We start from the raw sequence: 17,275 nt of genomic DNA, 5'->3' as shown, positions 1-17,275 counted from the left end.
TATAGTTTTTCCCGTCTTCGCAATCGCATCCGACGAATGGCAAAAGAGATGGCGATGCCTGCCAAAGTCAGGGCGGTGATGGCGATTACCGAGTTCACGCGGGAATCACCTGGTCGAGCGCGATCGCCATGAGCGTCGCGGCCAAAACGTTCTTCGGTTCAAGCAGGTGGCAACACGAGTCTGTCTGCCCGATGATTTCCCTTTTTACGAGTTTCCCGATGTGGCGTCCCAACGACAGGAGCGGAATGCCCGTGGCCGTTGAGAGTGCGGTTGGGTCCCGTGGGGCACCCTGCAACGCTCGGACGATCTCGATGCGCCGCGGATGCGTGAACGCGGTCGCCTCTTGTATGATCGCCGCGTTGCCGATCCCGTTTTCGATGACAGTCCGCAGGGCTTCGAAGATCTCGGGGCTGTGTTCCACGTGCGGGTTCGGCGTGGCCGAGTAGACGACAAACCGTCCTTGCTGGACGTTTTGGATCAGGCCGCTGGCACTTAACGCGCGCAGGTAGGTGCTCGCCACGCTTACCGCGATGTTGAGCGTGTCGGCCAGCAACGTCACGGAGCGTGGTTCCTTCAGCAGTTCCCGAAGAATATCGATCCGTACCGGGTGGGCCAGTACCCGACAGGTTCGCCAGAGGGTCGGTTGCAATGCGTTCATAACAGTGCAAAATTATCACACTTCATGAAGTGTGAAAGGCTAATCTTCCCGCTTGTTGTCCCGCCTTGTTTCACACTTCATGAAGTGTGAAATCGGGGGCGTTATCCATCGGCAATTCGAAGGGGTGGAATCCTGGCGTCGCTACGGGATGCGGGAGGTGATTTTTTGGGCGATGCGATGCAGTAGATCCTTCTGTTTTTCGAGCGGTTTGGATCGATTCAGCTCGGTTTGCAGAATTCCGCTCCACACGTTTTCGCTGGTGCGGGAGTCGTATATCTGCAGGAACAGGGTGCCGACTTCGACGGAGTACATGTTGATGTCGGGGTTTTGGCTTCTGTAGCCCCAGCGTCCGGTGTCGTTGTTGAACGTGAATCCGCCGACCGGGCGCGAGTCGCCGGTGTTCAAGTTCTCGGTATACTCCTCGTGCTCCTTCAATTTCATGTAGTAGACGATTTCGATATCGGCCTTGTCGGCGTCAACGACCTGCTTCCAACCCCGCAACGCCATCTCGTTGTTGAGCGCAAGCTGCACGTTTTCGTTTAGATAGGTATCTTCTTCGCTGAGGATCTCGGTGGAAGCCGGCACCCATTGATAGGTTTTCACGGCGCCGAAGTCGAAGTCGCCCGTGGTTGCGGAGGTGACCTTCATCGAGTTGCATCCGGTTAGCAGGGACAGCGTAGCGGCGACGAGCAGGGCGTTGGCGATTTTCATGGGGACTCCTTGTTGGAAAAGAATATAGGTTCTGCCAACATGGGTGTCTATGAGTAAAACGGATCTGATTATAATCGGCGGCGGAGCGGCGGGCCTGATGGCCGGGGTTGCGGCGGGCGAGCTGGGGCTGAAGGCGCTGGTGCTTGAGCGCAAGCATAAGCCGGGGCGCAAATTGCTTATGTGCGGCAACGCGCGGTGCAACCTGACCACGAACATTTCGGAAGAGCGCATGTTGCAGATGTTCGGAGAACCCGTCGGGCCGTTTCTCGATCCTGCCATACGCGCGTTCTCTCCTTCCATGCTTCAGCGATGGTTTGCGGCGAACGGGTTGAAGACGGTGGTGAAGACGGGAAACAAAGTCTATCCCCATACCGAGTGCGCATCCGATGTGTTGAACCTCTTTACCGATCAGCTGCGGGACCGCAATGTTTCGCTGGCATGTTCTTCCGCGGTGCAGTCGCTGGAAAAAACGAAGAATGGGTTCCGGGTTTTCACGGACAACTTCGTGGTGGAGGGCAGCTATGTGCTCGTTGCAACCGGCGGGATCAGCTATCCGAAGACGGGGTCCGTTGGCGATGGACAGGAGTGGGCGAAAAAACTGGGACATTCGGTGGAGCCCTATCGCGCCGGGCTGGTCGGTTTCGAGGTCGATCCCCGCGTACTGAAGGGCCGGGTCGGCAAGGTCTACGAAAAGGTGTTGGTCGATGTGTTCGCCGATGGGCGCCCGGTGGCGGAGACGCGCGGCGTCTACGAAATTGAAAAATGGGGCGTGGGCGGAACGGCGTTGACCGATGCCAGCCGCATCGTTGCCCGGAACAATCTCAAGAAGGTCTCGTTGGTCGTGAAGTTCCTGGACGGCAAAACGGAGGAGATCGTGCCGCTGGGCATGCGAGGCGTCAAAGAGGCCATGGTAACGGTCGGCGGCGTTGCGTTGCGGGAGGTTGATGCCCGGACCCTGGAGTCGAAAGTCTGTTCCGGCCTCTACTTTGCCGGGGAGGTACTTGATGTCGACGGCCCGACGGGGGGGTATAACCTGCAGGCGGCCTTCTCGACCGCCCGCCTAGCGGTTGGCGCCATTGGCCAGCGGTGCGGCAAGCAGGCATATCCGCCGTTGCCGGCGGACGCACGCGGCGATCGGCCGCCGCGGCGTGGCCATGATTCCCGGGAGCGGAAGCGCCCCGGGAAGCCGCGCAGACGCAAGCCCGGTCGGTAGGACGTTTCGTCGAGGATCGGCCTCGGGCCTACTTGCGGTCCGATCGGCGTTTTTTCCGCCAGCGCCGGACCGCCCATCCCGCAAGCACGAAAGCGGCAATGACCACGAGCATCGGGATCAGGTTGCTCGGCTCAGGTGCGCAAAACGGGACGGTTGTGGTCTGTTCCATGGCGGGTCTAGTCGACCGAAACCAACTCCAACTCGAAGTTGAGGTTTTTGCCTGCCAGCTGATGGTTGGCGTCGATGGTGATGGATTCCTCGGCGACTGCCGTGACGGTCACGGGAATGGGCTGCCCCTGCGGGCCTTGCATCTGCAGCATCATGCCGGTTTCCGGCTCCATGCCTTCGGGCAATTGGGAACGATCGAACTGCATCACCAAATCTTCCCGCTTTTCGCCGTAGGCTTCGGCGGCGGGGATGTTGATGGTCTTCTTTTCGCCAACGGCCATGTCGGCCACGCCCTTTTCAAATCCGGGAATAACCATGCCTGCACCCATTTCGAATTCGAGTGGTGCGCGGCCGGCGGAGGAGTCGAACTGGCTGCCGTCGTCCAAGGTTCCGGTGTAGTGGATTTTTACTTTTTGTCCATTTTCGATCATTGAATTGCCCTTCGTTTGTATGTGAATTGATGCAGAACCATACAGACCGAAGGAGTGATGACAACCCTTTTATCCGCCCCCGATATCAGCGCGGCCGAATCGTGCCCGTGCGGACACGGCCTGCATCATGGGCAATGCCGTGGGAGATCCGCCCTAAAAACGGCAACGCAATGGATTGGCGGAATTGGCTGGTTTTGGCTGCGGCGAACAGCTATGTTCCCACTCTTTATGACCGAGCAAAAGACCACCATTCTGTTTGATTTCGACGGCACGCTGGCCGAAACGATGATGCTGATCCACGATGTGTTCAATCGGCTTTCCGGCGTGTACGGCTACCGCCAGCTGCCCGAGGAAGACATCGAGGCGGTGCGGCATCTGACCATGCGCGAGTTTATCGACCATTGCGGAATTCCGCTCTGGAAGGTGCCCGTGATCGCCATTCATGCGCGTCGGCTGATGCACTCGCAGATGGCCCAGGTCCTGCCGCCGAAGGGCTTGGTGGATGCGCTGACGAAAATCCATGAGAGCGGCAACTATTTGATGGATATCCTCACGTCCAACCGCCGGAAAAACGTTCTTAAGTTCCTGTCGCAACACCGGATAAACTGGTTCGACGAAATCGAATCGACCCATTCGGTCCTCAGCAAGAAACGGCGGGTTGAAAAATATATCCGCCAAAAGGGGCTGGATCCGGCCCACCTGTTCTATGTCGGCGACACGACGATCGATGTTGAAAGCGCGCGTCATGCCGGGGCGCGGACGGTTGCGGTGAGCTGGGGGCTCAATACCGCCGAGGCGCTGGCCCGGGCCAATCCCGACCACCTCGTCGACGACCCGCGGCAACTGCTCGATATTTTTCCCGCGCTTTAGCGGTTTCCATCGGGGGCAAACGCGATATAGTCCACCATTCCAACCAATGGAGCGTGCATGGACGAGGGCGGTAACAAGGATCTGGAAAAGGAGTTCGCAGGGCGTTTCGAGACGCTGGCGAGCCTCTACAATACCGATTCGCTCGAAATGTCGGCCGATGAAATCCAATCGCTGACCCCGATCCTCAATTCGCTCAAGGACGATGTTGCCCGCTACCGCGAGATCAAGAAGATCGCCGAAGGCGGGGAAAAGAAAATCACCCTGGCACACGACCATCGGCTGGATCGGCGGATTGCGATGGCGCGGGCCGTGCGCAACCAGTCGCCGCAGGATTTGGAACAATTTCTTCGCGAGGCGCGGCTGACCGCAAACCTGGCGCATCCGAACATCATGCCGGTCTACAACATGGGGCTGGACCAAGCGGGCGAACCCTTTTTTACCATGGAGCTGATTCCCGGCGACAGCCTCAAGACGATCATTCGCAAGCTCAAGGAGGGCGACGCTTCCTACCGCGACGCCTATCCGCAGGAAACCCTCCTTAATATTTTTCTCAAGATTTGCGATGCGATTGCCTATGCCCATTCGCGCAACGTGTTGCACCTCGACATCAAACCCGACAATATCCGGGTTGGAAGTTTCGGCGAGGTGCTGGTGTGCGACTGGGGCTTGGCGCGGGTCGTCAATGCCCCCGGCGAGAATGCCCGGGAAGACGCCGGCGTGCTCGACGGCGATGTGCTCAACGACATGACGCTTTCCGGTACCATGAAGGGGACCCCGGGTTTCATGGCGCCGGAGCAGACGCTCGCCTATGGCGAAAAGACGCCGCAGACCGACATCTATTCCCTCGGGGCGCTCCTCTACATGCTGCTGACCCACAAGCTGCCCGTCGAAGGGGCATCGGCCAACGAGGTGATCCGCAATACGCGCGAGGGCAAGATCGTGCCACCGCGCCGGCGTCGGCCGGACCGCCGGATTCCATATGGGCTGGTTGCCGTCATGATGAAGGCGCTGGCACTGGCGCCGGAGGAGCGCTACGAGAGCGTCTTGGCGCTGCGGCAGGACATTTCGCGTTTTCTGTCGGGACACCCGACCGAGGCCGAGCATGCGGGATGGTTCGCACGGACCTCGATGCTGTTGCAACGCCACAGCCGGGTGGCGTTCCTGCTGATCTTTTTCCTGTCGCTGCTCGCTTTTGTGATCAGCGCCAACCTGGTGGCCATCAGCCGCGAAAAGTCGCAGGCCATCGCGCAGCGCAAGAAGGCGGAGGAAAACTTCGCGCTCTATCGCAAGGAGCAGCGGACCGCGCAGACGCTGGGCGCGGGGCTGGGCGAAGCGATGATGTTCACCGTCCACAGCCGCGATTTCGTGAATGCGCCCTCGATGATCCACCTGCTCGAAACCGGGCTCAGCGAAAACATCGATACGGTGAAGCAGCAAAATCTCTATGAACAGAAGGGCATCCTCCATTTCGTGCTGCAGGAGTTCAATGCCGCCAACGAATGTTTCGAAGCCTCGGGGAATACCCGGCGTATTGGCCAGCTGCGTGAATTGAGCCTGAAATACGCGGAAATCAAGCCCGTCGACCAGAAGCGGCTGACCGACGAACAATTGGCCGATCTCTTCCGGGAGGCCCGGACGGCCGACCAGATGACCATGTACTATGTCTACTACCACCACATGCGCCGCCGGCCGGCTTCGGCCAAGCCGGAGCAGTATGCCTCCTTGGCCGGGGTGGTGCTCGACAAGTTGAACTATGTCAACCGGTCGAAGAGCAAGCCGCTGGTGCTGACCAAGCTCGAAGAGGGATATCATCTCGATTTGACCGATTCGCCCTATACCGTATTCAACATCAACATCATCGGGGTCTATCGCCGCAACGTGCTGGCGCCCCTTAAACTCGCCTCGCTCGACATCAGCCACACCGAGATGGACAGTCTAGCGGAATTGCGCGGCATCCGCTTGCAGGAACTCCGGATGGAAGGGGTGACGCTGGAAAACCCGAGCACCTTGTTCCGGCAGATTGAACCCTTGCGGTTGAAGCGGATCATCCTGAATGTCGCCGACTACCCGAAGGCGGCAATCGAAACGGTCCGAAAAAAGAAGATCGAAGTGATCGACGCCAAGAAAGTGTCGGAACGGCAAGCGAAAGCCTTGGGCGCCAAGCAGGTTTCCAAGGCGAAGACGGCGTCCGCTACTCCAACTCGTCCCGCAGGTGGCGGATCTCTTGGATCAAACGCTCCTTGACGCGGTTCTTCAGGCGGTAGACCGAGTTTTCCTTCAGATCGAGGGTTGAGGCGATCTCCTCGATGCTCTTGCCTTGAAGCGTCAGGCGGAAGGCATCGACCGCTTTGCCCGAGAAGAGCGGCTCAATGTTTTCCAGCGCGAGGTTCGTCAGGTGGATCTCCCACTCGCGCTCTGCAATCGTGTCGATTTCCGGCAGACGGATGGCCTTGAGGTAGACCAGGGTGTCGTCCTTGCTTGCCTTTTCAAGGCGGTTGGCCTCGCGGGTGCGCTTGCGGATAAAGTCGGTAACGCAATTCTTGGTGACGGTGCTCAACCAGCTGCGGAAGCGGTTGATTTTTTCATAATCCATTTTAGGCAGGCTGTTCCAGAGGTTGATCAGGACCTGCTGGAGAATATCTTCGGTGTCGTGCTCCGAAATGTTCATGCTGCGGATGATGGCGTAGATATAGCGGCGGTAGACTTGGACGAACTCCTCCCACGACTTTTCATCCTGCTGGTTTTGCACGCGCTGTATGAGCGTTGCCCTTGTTTGATATTGGTCGTCTGCTGCCAAAGTGAAAGTCCTCTACGGTTCGCAAACCATCAAAGCTATGGCCTAGGGTCGCGAAATGCAAAATAAATCCTCGACCGATGACGGGCGCGGGCCGCTCCCGTTCGCTGCATTTAGGGTTTCCATGCCTTGGGAAACGTTATAAAGTCCCGCCATTATGACTGAGATCAACCAACGAAAAATGGATCACATTTCAATTGTTTCCGAAGACGGGGCGGTCGATCGGCGCAAAACCTATTTCGACCGCATCCATCTGACGCACCGTGCATTGCCGGAGTTGAACCTTGCGGATGTGGATCCCTCTACCCGGTTCATGGGCAAGGATTTGGCCTTCCCTCTTCTAATTTCTTCGATGACCGGCGGGGCTGACGAAGAGCTGGTCAGGATCAACCGCAATCTCGCAATCGCCGCCGAGGCCGAAGGGGTGGCGCTGGCGGTGGGGTCGCAGCGCGTGTTTCTTTCCGACCATGCCGCGCGAGCGAGCTTTGAACTGCGCGAGCTTGCCCCAAACATTCCGTTGCTCGCCAACCTCGGGGCCGTGCAGCTCAACTACGAGCTGGGCTTCGCCGATTGCGAGGCGGCCCTCCAGGTGCTGGATGCCGATGGGCTGTACCTTCACCTGAACCCATTGCAGGAAGCGGTCCAGCCGGAAGGCGATACCGATTTCGGGGGGCTTCGCAACAAGATTGCCATGATTGTGCAGACGCTGAAGAAACCCGTCATCATCAAAGAGGTCGGGGCAGGGATTTCGGCGGAGGATGTGGAACACTTGCTGGCCTCGGGAATCAAGTATGTCGATGTCGCCGGGAGCGGAGGAACCTCCTGGAGCGTGGTGGAAAGCCGCCGCAGCGACGACCCGGAACTGGGCGAACTGTTCCGCGACTGGGGAATTCCAACGCCCTTGGCGCTGCGCATGCTGAAGCCATTCCGGCACGAGATGAATCTGATTGCTTCGGGCGGAATCCGCAATGGGATCGATATGGCCAAAAGCATGATCCTGGGCGCTTCGCTTTGCGGCATGGCGCGGCCGTTCCTGAATCCGGCGCGCGAGTCGGCCGATGCGGTACGAATTGTGCTTCGTAGGATCAAACGCGAATTTACGACGGCCATGTTCCTGTTGGGAGCGGGCAACCTGGATGGGATCCGGGACAAAGAGGAGTTCATTTTGAATGAAAATTGGAATTGATCGGCTGAGTTTCTACACCTCGCACTACTATGTGGATTTGAAGACGCTCGCCACGGCCCGTTCGGTCGATACCGACAAATACTATGTCGGCATCGGGCAGGAGAAAATGGCGATCCCTTCGCCCGACGAAGATGTGGTGACCCTGGCGGCCAGCGCGGCCTATCCATTGATGGCCGCCGGCGATCTGGAGGATGTGGAGTTGCTGCTGTTCGCCACCGAGAGCGGGATCGACCAGTCGAAATCGGCGGGCATCTATGTGCACGGCTTGCTTGAAATGTCGTCCCGCTGCCGTTGCGTCGAGCTGAAGCAGGCCTGCTACAGTGCGACGGCCGGGATTCAGCTGGCGATCGGTTTCGTTGCGCGCAACCCGACCAAGAAAGCCTTGGTCATCGCGTCCGACGTTGCCCGCTATGAGCTGGGCAGTCCCGGCGAAGCCACCCAGGGCTGCGGTTCGGTTGCGATCCTGGTCTCCGCCAATCCGCGCATCATGGCCATCGATCCCGAGTGCGGATACTATACCGAGGATGTCATGGATTTCTGGCGCCCGAACTATCGCTCGGAAGCGCTGGTGGACGGGAAATATTCCACCATGGTCTATATCCATGCGTTGGTGGAATCGTGGAAACAATATGCCGAGCTGACCGGCCGTTCGCTGACCGATTTCGACCGGTTCTGCTACCATATCCCGTTCACCAAAATGGCCGAAAAGGCCCATCAGAAGTTGTGCCGCAAAACCAAGGTCGATGTGGACGCGGAGCAGATGCGGGCGTTGCTCGACGAGTCGTTGCGCTACAGCCGGATTACGGGCAACTGCTATGCCGGATCGATGTATGTGGGGCTCACGTCGCTGCTGGATTCCTGCGAAGAGGATCTGGCGGGCAAGCGGGTCGGGCTCTACAGCTATGGGTCCGGCTGCGTCGGCGAGTTTTTCAGCGGCGTCATCCAGCCCGGATACCGCTCCGTACTCTTCTCCGATCAACACCGGAATTTGCTGGAGAACCGCACGGAACTCACGTATCAACAGTACGAAGACATCTTTAATTACGGCGTGCCGACCGATGGCGGGGACTATGTGTTCCCTCAGTACAAGACCGGGGCTTTCCGGTTCTCGGGCATCAGTCAGCACAAGCGCGAATACGAATCGTTGGTGGAATAAGATGAAGGCGGTTGCTCCAGGCAAATTGATTTTGAGCGGCGAGCATGCCGTGGTTTACGGCAAGCCAGCCATCGCGATGGCCATCGACCGCAGCGCCGTCTTCGAGCTGACTCCGCAATCCGGAAACCAGGTTTCATTCGATCTCCCCGGGATTGAGTTGGGCGAGTCGCACACGATCAATGCGCTGCGCGACTTCAAGCGCCGGCTCGATCGCAAATACCAGGAGTTCGTCAATGGGCAGATCGGTATCGGCTATGTGCTGAGCGCGCCCGCCGACCTTTTCAAGTTCGCATTCATCCATACCCTCGACGGCCTGCACCGCAAGGTCGATTCCGGACTGGTGATGAAACTGCGCTCAAGCATCCCGGTCGGGTGCGGCATGGGCTCGTCCGCCGCGACGGTGCTCAGCGAGATCCGTGCGATCGGGCACTATCTGCGCGTCGACTTCAAGCCGGAATGGTACTACGAATATTCGCTCGAAACCGAAAAGCTCCAGCACGGCAAACCCAGCGGCGTCGACTCCTACATCTCCCTTCACGGCGGTTGCGCCCGCTTCCAGAATGGCCAAGCCGTGCCGATGTCGTTGCCGCGAACCAAGATGTTCATGGTGCAAACCGGCATCCCCGATTCGTCCACGGGCGAATGCGTGATGGAGGTCGAGCGCCACTTCCGCAACAGCGGAATCTGGAGCGAATTCGAAGATGTCACCAACGCCTTCGAGGACGCCATCCGCCACAACAACGAACAGAAGATCCATTGGCTGGTGCGCGAAAACAACCGCTTGCTCTCCGCCATCGGCGTCGTGCCGGAACCCGTGCGGCGCTTCATTGCCGATATCGAACGCGCGGGCGGTTCCGCCAAGGTCTGCGGCGCGGGATCGGTGCTCGGCGAAAAGGGGGGCGTGGTACTCGTGTTTGCCGATCGCAAGCCCGACGAACTCTGCGCCAAATATGGCTACACCGTATCGCCTGTCCGCGGCGACCCACTCGGAACCCGCATGGTGTAGATCATGGCCAATGACGCCTGCATTAAAACTTCTGCGCCCGGCAGCCTGATGCTGCTCGGGGAGCATGCGGTGCTTCATGGGCACAAGGCTCTGGTCGGGGCGATCAGCCGTCGCATGACCGTGAAACTGAAGCCCTCGGACGACGATTCGGTACGCATTGTTTCGGCACTCGGCCAGTACAAGGCGCCGCTCAACGATTTGGTCGATCACCCCTCGCTCGGATTCGTGCTTCAGGCGATCCGGCAGCAATTCCCCTTCATTCCAACGGGATTCGAGTTGTCGATCGATTCCGATTTTTCGGCGGACATCGGCTTCGGCTCCTCCGCCGCGGTGACGGTGGCGACGCATGCGGCTTTGTTGCGCTGGATCACGGGGAAACCGCCCGCCCCTGAAAAACTGTTCAAGCAGGCCGTCGAAACCGTGCGCTCGGTGCAGGGCCGCGGGTCGGGCGCCGATGTCGCCGCCAGTGTCTTTGGCGGCATGGTGGGCTATGAGATCCCGCCGACCTTCCAACCCGTCGGTCTCTCCATTCCGCTCACGGCCGTCTATTGCGGCTATAAAACCCCGACGCCCGAAGTGATCAGGAGGGTCGAGCAATTGCGCAGCGCCGATCCGGAAAAATACCGGAAGATCGATGCCGAGATCGATGCCGGCGTAGCCGACGCGATCGGTTGCCTGAAGCGGCGCGACTTCCCCGCGTTTGGGAAAATCCTCAACCGGCATCAGCAACTGATGGACCAAATGGGCGTCAATACCCCCGAGCTGGCGGAAATCGTCTCCGCATTGCAGGCCTCGCCCGATGTGTTCGGGGCAAAAATTTCCGGCTCCGGTCTCGGGGACTGCGCCATCGGGGCGGGCTATGCGGATTTGGCGGGGTTGGATTATCCCGTATACCATTTGGAGATCACGCCTGCAGGATGCCGGTACCATGAGTAAGCCATCCCGAAAAGAGCGCGTCTACGAAATCATCTTCGAAGCCGATACGCCGTTGGGAAAGCTGTTCGACGTTCTCCTATTCGTCGCCATCCTGACGAGCGTGGGGCTGACCATGCTTTCCAGCGTTAAGTCGGTCCGCGCCGACTATGGCGTGTTGCTGTTTTGCCTGAATGCGCTCTTCACGCTGCTGTTCACCATCGAGTACGGGTTGCGGCTCTGGTGCGCGAAAAACCCGCTGCGCTACGCCCGCAGCTTTTTCGGCGTGGTCGATTTGCTCGCGGTGTTGCCGTTCTACATCGGCTTGTTCATTCCCGGAACGCGCTTCCTCGATGTCATCAAAGTGCTGCGGATGCTCCGCATCTTCCGCGTGCTCAAGATGGCGCAATATGTCGGCGAGGCCGACCTGCTTAAGAATGCGCTGATCTCGAGCCGCCGGAAAATCGGCATTTTCCTCGTAACCGTCATGACGATCGTCGTGATCATCGGTTCCCTGATGTATGTCATCGAAGGCGAGGCCAATGGGTTCACCAGCATTCCGCAGTCGGTCTACTGGGCGATCGTCACGCTCACCACCGTCGGCTACGGCGACATCTCCCCGCACACGCCCTTGGGGCAGACGCTGGCGGCCTGCATCATGATCATCGGCTACAGTATCATCGCGGTGCCCTCCGGCATCATCACCGCCGAGCTGGGGCTGTCGGCCGCGCAGGAGCGCGATGGACGCACGTGCAATACCTGCGGGCATCGAGATCACGACGCCGATGCCCGGCATTGCAAGTATTGCGGCGCGAGATTGTAGACCCGTCCGGCGGCCGCGGCTAAGCCAGCTCCCCGATCCGTTTCTCGATCCGCGCAATGCGGTCGGCCATCGACGGGTGCGTGGTAAAGTAGGCGCCGATCGTTGATGGGGCGCCTCCCTCGCGTTCCGCGAGCATCGAAAACAACCGGCACCCGCCGTGCGGGTCGAAGCCCGACGCCTTCACGAGAGCAACGGCAAAGCGGTCGGCCCGGAATTCCTGTTCCCGCGAATAGCCCTGCTGAACGAGGGTGGCGAGCAAACGCTGTACGGGGGGCGCGATGCCGCGGGCGGGAAACCGCAGCAATCCGTTGATCACCGCCTTGGTCAAAAAGCGCGTATTGGCATCGCCGTGGATGCCGTGGGCGATCTCATGCGCGAGCACGAAAGCAATCGCATCGACATCCTCGCCGCAGCGGTCGAACAACTTTTCCGAGATATAGATGAAGCCGCCGGGAATGGCGCAGGCGTTCAGTTCGCCGGACCGGTCGAGTTGAAAGCGGTGCTGGCGTTCCTTGTTGCGCAGATGCGCCGTCAGTCCGCCGGCGATTTCGGACAGCCGGTTGTTGGAGATGCACTTGGTTTTCTCCTCATAGACCTGCGCCAGCAGATAGCCCATCTGGAACTCGGCTTCGATCTTTTCGGATTCGGTGCCGGCCAGCGATTTTACCACCCAGTTGGCTTTCAGAAAGAGCGGGGCCGATTTGCGCCCAAGCATGTAGGCGAGGCTGCTCATCTGTCCGTGTCCCGGGGCATGCGGGATCCGTCTGCTTTCGCCCACTGCGGGGGCTGTTCCATCTCGAGAGCCACGTGCCGCGCCATATAGTTGAGATAGCCCGACATCTGGATGCCGTAGCGCGTTGCCCCGGTGAGCACATCGACCGCCGACTTTTCGGCATGGGGATCGAAGGGGACGTTCTTGAATTTTTGCAGGACGGCCAGCACTTGCTTGCGATCCTTCTCGTTCTTGATCTTTTCGACGTCCGGGAAGAACGCTTCCCGAAGTACGTAGCCTTCCGGGGTTTTGTCGACCACCACGACGCCCGTGATGATTTCGAAGCAGTCGATTTCGCGATAGGCGATTCCCGTCTTGACGTGACCGGACGGATCGAATCCCAAGTACATGCGTTTGATGGTGCGGGAATAGGGCTCGTCCGAAGCCGCCGTGCGCAGGCCGGACATGCTCCTTTCGACAATGTCCCGAACCCCGTCGGCCAAACTGGCCGTGGCGAGCAGTAGTCCGGCTAGTAGCACCCTGTACAGCATCATGGATCTCCAAACAAAAAAAAGACGAAGCACGGGCGGGGGTTCGGACGCGCCCGCGCAAGATGGAAGCCCTTCCCGCCCGGGCACCGCTGCCCCGGGGAAGGTCCCTAGGCCTTCGGTCTAGGCTTGCGGCGGAAACCGTTGCGCACGGCGAGGGTCCATACGACCCAAAGCGCTTCGGTGATAATGTTGCCGCTCATTTTCGACGTGCCTTCCTGCCGGTCTTCGAAGGTGATCGGAACTTCGCCGACCTTGAAGCCGCGGATCCAGGCGCGGTGGGTCATCTCGATCTGGAAACCATAGCCGTTGGCACGGACATCTTCGTAGTGGTAGGCCTCCAGCAATTCGCGCCGGAAACATTTGAAGCCGCCGGTCGGATCGCTGAAGGGCATGCCCGTGATGAGCTGGACATAGACGCCCGCGCCGCGACTGAGCAGCAACCGGTGCATGGGCCAGTTCAGTACGCGGATGCCATCGACATAGCGGGAGCCGAGAACCAGATCGTAGCCTTCCGTGATCTTCGTGCGGAAGTTCGGGATTTCTTTGGGGTCGTGCGAAAAGTCGCAGTCCATTTCCATAACGAATTGATAATCCCGCGCGAGCGCCCACTTGAACCCGGCAATGTAGGCCCGGCCCAGTCCATCCTTCGTCGTGCGGTGCAGCACATGCACCCGATCGGTTTTTTCGGCGAGGGCATCGGCCATCTGGCCCGTGCCGTCGGGGGAGTTGTCGTCCACAAAAAGAATGTCGACGTCCGGGGAGGCGTCCAGCACGGCGGCGGTCATCTTGTTGATATTTTCTTTTTCGTTGTAGGTCGGGATGATGACCAAGGTATCGATAGCACTCATGCTCCAAAATGTAGGCTGAAATGCGCGCCGACTGCAAGGGCGTGGGTATTAAAAAACGATGGGAATGCTGCGTGCTCCGGAGGTGGAGACGACCACGAGCTGGATATCGGCGCTTTCGGCTCGCGGGAATTTCTTTTCGGCGGCCTTGCGGTAGATTTCCATCTGGGCCCGGTACTGCGCGGCGACCGTCGCATCGTCGGCTTCGGTAAACTTGTAGTCGAAGATGGCGAAGCCGTCCGGGGTGCCGCAGAGCAGGTCGATGGTGCCGTCGATCAGGGTGTCGCCTTCGAGCAGAACAAAGGGAAACTCGGGATGCAGCTCCTTCACCAATCCGGTCAGACCGGTCATCAGCGCACGGGTTTGCTCGATTCGCGGCGCCATCTTCGCGGCTTCGGTTTTCGAAGCGCCGAACCCGTCGCGGAGGATTTCCAGCCAATCGTCCACCGACCCCGTCCAGTGGTTCAGCGCCAGTTGTTCCAAAACGGCGTGTCCCAGCGAGCCGAGTGCAGCGGCGTTATCCATGCTTTTGAAGGACGTCGGCTCCTGCGTTTCATCGGGTTCGAGTTCGTCCATTTCCTTGGCGAGGCGGGTGGCCGGAAGCCGTTTCAGCGTGGGCTTCGCCGGGGCGGGGGCGAGCGATTCCAGCGCAACGGCCAGCTGCTCCGCGGTCGGGATGGGCGCGGGGGCTTGTTCCGGACGTTCCACGGCGTCGGCCAAGGCGGAGTAGGGGATGGCCGGAATACGCGTTCCGATCAGGGGTTCGAGTTGTTTCAGCCAGCCGGCGGCGGTCTTTCCCTTCGTGGCCGAAACGACGACCAGGTCGCGTGCGCGCGTCATGGCGACATAAAAGAGGTTGTTCAGCTCGTGGGCGCGCACCTCCTTGGCCCGTTCATTGGCTTCGGCAAAGCCCGGCGACGCGGCCTGGTTCTTGTCCGGCGCGGACACCTTGACGCCGAGTCTGGGATGATGGTCCGCATCGAAAAAGACCCGGGCAAATCCCCGATCGGCATTGGGGCTCGAGCTGATGTCCGGCACCATGACCACCCGCTTGGTCAAGCCCTTCGAGCCATGCACGGTCATGAGGGTGACGGCGTTCTGGGCCGGGTCGAGCAGGGCGGCTTCGGGTACCGGCGGCGGATTGGCAATCTGTTGCGCCAGCTTGCGCGCGACCGCAGCGGGCGTGGTTTGGGCGCCGCGTTCCGTCTCCCGCAGCCAGTCGAGCACTTTCCGGAGGTTGGCGAGCCGCTGGGTGCCGCGCGGCAATCCGGCCAGTAGCGCGTCGTAGCCCGTCTCCTCGATCAGCATCCGCACCAGCTCCGAGGCCAGCTTGTCGCCGAGCCGTTCGCGGTAGCGCCGAACAACCGGCCGCGCCGCTGGAACGGAACGGTTCACGATCGTGAGCGGTTGCGTTCCAGCGGTTCTTTCGGGGGCAAACTGCGCCATCAGGTGGTCGATCGAGAAATCGTCGCCGTTCCAGGCGAGTTCGGCGAGGGTCTCGTCGGAGAGACCCACCCAGGGGGAGCGCAGGAACCCGATGAGCGAATAGGCGTCCATCGGATTCGTGACGATGTTGAGGAACAGCGAAACATCGCGTGTTTCCTGCCGGGTAAAGAGCCCGCGCCCCTTTCCGCCGAGGGTGTAGGGAACGCCCGCGTGCCGGAGGGCCTGCTCCAGCACCGACTGGTGCGTGGTGCGGCGCAACAGGATGAGGATGTCGGAATAGCGGTATTCGTTGCCGTTGCCGGTCGGCTCGAAGCCGTCCGAATGCCGGTAGGCGGGTTTCCAGTCGGGAGTCCCGTTCACCAGCAAATGGATCCGGTTTGCAACGGCCGCCATTTCGGCCTCCACCTTTTCGCGCTTGGAAAGCTCGGCGCAACCGTCGTCTTCAAGGAACTCGACGCAGGCCTTTTCGCCTTCGGTTTCGAAATCGGGGTTGGCCAGCAACCGGTCGCCGTCGGCATAGTCTTCGTTGCCGTAGACGGCGGAGAAGAGCGCGTTGACCACGTCAAGGATCGGCGCCTTGGAGCGGTAGCTGGTTTGCAGGTTTTCGCAATCGCCGTTTTCGGTTGCAAGGATGGCGGCCTCGAGGTCGGGCATCACCTGAGGGTCGGCGCCGCGCCAGGTGTAGATGCTCTGCTTTTTGTCGCCGCAGATGACGAGGCTGGTTTCGCCGGACCACAACGCCTTGATCAGGTCGCATTGGATGCGGGAGGTGTCTTGCACCTCGTCGACGATCACGTATTTGAAATCCGGCTTGGCTTTGCCCGTTTGCAAGAGCTCGGCGGCCATGTGCAACTGGTCGTCGAAATCGACCGCGTCCATTTCATGTTTGCGCTGCCGGAAACGGGTGGCCACGGTCTGGATATAGCGGGCGAATGCCAGCGCCGCCGGATAACGCTGCTTGTATTTGATGGCGACATCCGCGGCTTCGAGCCGTTCCGAAAAATCGTCCGAGATGGGCTTTTGCCCTTTTCCGCGGCCGAACTTCTTGAGTCCGGCGGCGTTAAGCCTTTCGACCAGGGCTTCGATGTTGCCGCATTCGGGCAGTAGGGCTTCCAATGCATCGAGCACCCGTTGCGCATCGGCGGTGCGTTTGGGCAGTTCGCGCAGGCGGGTGAGGATGGCGGAGAAATCCTGAATCGTTGCGGCCGGTTTGGGTTCCGGCAAGATGCCGGCGGCGTTTTCGAGCGAGATGCCGAGGCTGCCCGCCTGCCCGATGAGGTCGGGGGCGGTTTCCGTAACGCTCGAGCCGAATCCCTTTCCGGAGCCGATCACCTGCGTACCGCCGCAAAAGGTCCTGAAGTCCGGATCGGAATCGAGCTGTTTGAGCAACTCCTCCCTGCAGATTCGGTTGAGCAGTTCGTCGCGTTCGTCGCCGATTAAAACCGAAAACCCCGGCGAGAGCCCCGCCTCGAGCGCATGTTCGCGCAGCAGGCGGGTGCAGAAGGAGTGGATGGTTCCAATCGGGGCCGAAGGCAGGCGGGCCATGGCCGACGTGGCGCGCTCGGCCAGCTCGAAATCGCCCGCCGCCTCGCCGTCTCGCCGGGCCTTCATGAGCCGATGGGAAACGCGCATGCGCAGCTCGGCGGCGGCATTGTCGGTGAAGGTCATCAGCAGGATCTCGCGCGGGTCGATTCCTTCCTCGAGCACCAGCTTTTCGTAAAGTCCGGTTACCTGGTAGGTTTTTCCTGTTCCGGCGGATGCGTTGTAGACGAGGTTCATGGTGCCGTTTGAAA

At 60.0% G+C, this 17,275-nt stretch carries 16 protein-coding genes; 8 read left to right on the top strand and 8 right to left on the bottom strand.

Features of this window, described 5'->3' with window-relative positions; genetic code table 11:
• Window positions 1-94: 94 nt before the first annotated feature.
• A complete protein-coding gene (locus tag ABYO54_RS00505; protein WP_372805842.1) occupies window positions 95-658 on the bottom strand; it encodes a helix-turn-helix domain-containing protein in 564 nt (187 codons plus the stop codon).
• Window positions 659-799: 141 nt separating this feature from the next.
• Window positions 800-1,369 (bottom strand): DUF4136 domain-containing protein, encoded by a 570-nt coding sequence (locus ABYO54_RS00500; protein ID WP_372805840.1) that lies wholly within the window; start codon window positions 1,367-1,369, stop codon window positions 800-802.
• 49 nt (window positions 1,370-1,418) lie between these two features.
• Here ABYO54_RS00500 and ABYO54_RS00495 point away from each other — a divergent pair, with 49 nt between their 5' ends.
• A complete protein-coding gene (locus ABYO54_RS00495; RefSeq protein WP_372805839.1) occupies window positions 1,419-2,582 on the top strand; it encodes an aminoacetone oxidase family FAD-binding enzyme in 1,164 nt (387 codons plus the stop codon).
• Between the two features lie 176 nt (window positions 2,583-2,758).
• On the opposite strand, the gene ABYO54_RS00490 is transcribed toward ABYO54_RS00495, so the two are convergent.
• Complete coding sequence (locus ABYO54_RS00490) at window positions 2,759-3,181, bottom strand: peptidylprolyl isomerase (RefSeq protein WP_372805837.1); 423 nt, start codon at window positions 3,179-3,181, stop codon at window positions 2,759-2,761.
• 213 nt (window positions 3,182-3,394) lie between these two features.
• Here ABYO54_RS00490 and ABYO54_RS00485 point away from each other — a divergent pair, with 213 nt between their 5' ends.
• Both ABYO54_RS00485 and ABYO54_RS00480 read left to right on the top strand, forming a co-directional pair.
• A complete protein-coding gene (locus ABYO54_RS00485; protein ID WP_372805835.1) occupies window positions 3,395-4,051 on the top strand; it encodes an HAD hydrolase-like protein in 657 nt (218 codons plus the stop codon).
• A gap of 57 nt (window positions 4,052-4,108) precedes the next feature.
• Window positions 4,109-6,295, top strand: coding sequence for a serine/threonine-protein kinase (locus tag ABYO54_RS00480; RefSeq protein WP_372805834.1), 2,187 nt, complete (start codon window positions 4,109-4,111; stop codon window positions 6,293-6,295).
• Here the strand turns inward: ABYO54_RS00480 and ABYO54_RS00475 are convergent.
• The gene (locus ABYO54_RS00475; protein ID WP_372805831.1) at window positions 6,243-6,848 is read right to left on the bottom strand and encodes an RNA polymerase sigma factor; all 606 of its coding nucleotides are present in this window, start codon (window positions 6,846-6,848) and stop codon (window positions 6,243-6,245) included. The genes ABYO54_RS00480 and ABYO54_RS00475 overlap by 53 nt on opposite strands.
• A gap of 178 nt (window positions 6,849-7,026) precedes the next feature.
• Here ABYO54_RS00475 and fni point away from each other — a divergent pair, with 178 nt between their 5' ends.
• The 5 genes from fni to ABYO54_RS00450 are packed head-to-tail and all read left to right on the top strand — an operon-like array spanning window position 7,027 to window position 11,928.
• A complete protein-coding gene (gene fni, locus ABYO54_RS00470; RefSeq protein ID WP_372805830.1) occupies window positions 7,027-8,031 on the top strand; it encodes a type 2 isopentenyl-diphosphate Delta-isomerase in 1,005 nt (334 codons plus the stop codon).
• Window positions 8,015-9,187, top strand: a complete 1,173-nt coding sequence (locus ABYO54_RS00465; RefSeq protein WP_372805828.1) for a hydroxymethylglutaryl-CoA synthase — start codon at window positions 8,015-8,017, stop codon at window positions 9,185-9,187. The genes fni and ABYO54_RS00465 overlap by 17 nt, the downstream gene beginning before the upstream one ends.
• 1 nt (window position 9,188) lies before the next feature.
• Window positions 9,189-10,193 carry a mevalonate kinase gene (locus ABYO54_RS00460; protein WP_372805826.1) on the top strand — a complete coding sequence of 335 codons (1,005 nt, stop codon included), beginning with the start codon at window positions 9,189-9,191 and terminating at the stop codon, window positions 10,191-10,193.
• A gap of 3 nt (window positions 10,194-10,196) precedes the next feature.
• Window positions 10,197-11,129 carry a mevalonate kinase gene (locus ABYO54_RS00455; protein WP_372805824.1) on the top strand — a complete coding sequence of 311 codons (933 nt, stop codon included), beginning with the start codon at window positions 10,197-10,199 and terminating at the stop codon, window positions 11,127-11,129.
• Window positions 11,122-11,928: an ion transporter gene (locus ABYO54_RS00450; protein ID WP_372805823.1), complete on the top strand. Its 807-nt coding sequence runs from the start codon at window positions 11,122-11,124 to the stop codon at window positions 11,926-11,928. The genes ABYO54_RS00455 and ABYO54_RS00450 overlap by 8 nt, the downstream gene beginning before the upstream one ends.
• Window positions 11,929-11,947: 19 nt before the next feature.
• Here ABYO54_RS00450 and ABYO54_RS00445 read toward each other — a convergent pair whose 3' ends face one another.
• The 4 genes from ABYO54_RS00445 to ABYO54_RS00430 all read right to left on the bottom strand — a co-directional run bounded on the left by ABYO54_RS00445 (window position 11,948) and on the right by ABYO54_RS00430 (window position 17,261).
• Entirely contained in the window at window positions 11,948-12,661 is a 714-nt protein-coding gene (locus ABYO54_RS00445; protein WP_372805821.1) for a M48 family metallopeptidase, read from the bottom strand.
• Entirely contained in the window at window positions 12,658-13,194 is a 537-nt protein-coding gene (locus ABYO54_RS00440) for a hypothetical protein (RefSeq protein WP_372805819.1), read from the bottom strand. The genes ABYO54_RS00445 and ABYO54_RS00440 overlap by 4 nt, the downstream gene beginning before the upstream one ends.
• A 104-nt stretch (window positions 13,195-13,298) precedes the next feature.
• Entirely contained in the window at window positions 13,299-14,039 is a 741-nt protein-coding gene (locus ABYO54_RS00435) for a polyprenol monophosphomannose synthase (RefSeq protein ID WP_372805817.1), read from the bottom strand.
• 48 nt (window positions 14,040-14,087) lie between these two features.
• Window positions 14,088-17,261, bottom strand: coding sequence for a UvrD-helicase domain-containing protein (locus ABYO54_RS00430; RefSeq protein ID WP_372805815.1), 3,174 nt, complete (start codon window positions 17,259-17,261; stop codon window positions 14,088-14,090).
• Window positions 17,262-17,275 lie beyond the last annotated feature (14 nt).

Origin of the sequence: Pontiella sp. (assembly GCF_041622395.1) — a bacterium.
GTDB lineage: Bacteria > Verrucomicrobiota > Kiritimatiellia > Kiritimatiellales > Pontiellaceae > Pontiella.
This window is presented reverse-complemented; position numbering and strand designations above follow the sequence as displayed.

What these genes read in the sequence shown, in the direction of transcription:
- ABYO54_RS00505 (WP_372805842.1), bottom strand. Translation starts at nt 658, where the DNA reads ATGAACGCATTGCAACCGACCCTCTGGCGAACCTGTCGGGTACTGGCC.
- ABYO54_RS00500 (WP_372805840.1), bottom strand. Translation starts at nt 1,369, where the DNA reads ATGAAAATCGCCAACGCCCTGCTCGTCGCCGCTACGCTGTCCCTGCTA.
- ABYO54_RS00495 (WP_372805839.1), top strand. Translation starts at nt 1,419, where the DNA reads ATGAGTAAAACGGATCTGATTATAATCGGCGGCGGAGCGGCGGGCCTG.
- ABYO54_RS00490 (WP_372805837.1), bottom strand. Translation starts at nt 3,181, where the DNA reads ATGATCGAAAATGGACAAAAAGTAAAAATCCACTACACCGGAACCTTG.
- ABYO54_RS00485 (WP_372805835.1), top strand. Translation starts at nt 3,395, where the DNA reads ATGTTCCCACTCTTTATGACCGAGCAAAAGACCACCATTCTGTTTGAT.
- ABYO54_RS00480 (WP_372805834.1), top strand. Translation starts at nt 4,109, where the DNA reads ATGGACGAGGGCGGTAACAAGGATCTGGAAAAGGAGTTCGCAGGGCGT.
- fni (WP_372805830.1), top strand. Translation starts at nt 7,027, where the DNA reads ATGGATCACATTTCAATTGTTTCCGAAGACGGGGCGGTCGATCGGCGC.
- ABYO54_RS00465 (WP_372805828.1), top strand. Translation starts at nt 8,015, where the DNA reads ATGAAAATTGGAATTGATCGGCTGAGTTTCTACACCTCGCACTACTAT.
- ABYO54_RS00460 (WP_372805826.1), top strand. Translation starts at nt 9,189, where the DNA reads ATGAAGGCGGTTGCTCCAGGCAAATTGATTTTGAGCGGCGAGCATGCC.
- ABYO54_RS00455 (WP_372805824.1), top strand. Translation starts at nt 10,197, where the DNA reads ATGGCCAATGACGCCTGCATTAAAACTTCTGCGCCCGGCAGCCTGATG.
- ABYO54_RS00450 (WP_372805823.1), top strand. Translation starts at nt 11,122, where the DNA reads ATGAGTAAGCCATCCCGAAAAGAGCGCGTCTACGAAATCATCTTCGAA.
- ABYO54_RS00445 (WP_372805821.1), bottom strand. Translation starts at nt 12,661, where the DNA reads ATGAGCAGCCTCGCCTACATGCTTGGGCGCAAATCGGCCCCGCTCTTT.
- ABYO54_RS00440 (WP_372805819.1), bottom strand. Translation starts at nt 13,194, where the DNA reads ATGATGCTGTACAGGGTGCTACTAGCCGGACTACTGCTCGCCACGGCC.
- ABYO54_RS00435 (WP_372805817.1), bottom strand. Translation starts at nt 14,039, where the DNA reads ATGAGTGCTATCGATACCTTGGTCATCATCCCGACCTACAACGAAAAA.
- ABYO54_RS00430 (WP_372805815.1), bottom strand. Translation starts at nt 17,261, where the DNA reads ATGAACCTCGTCTACAACGCATCCGCCGGAACAGGAAAAACCTACCAG.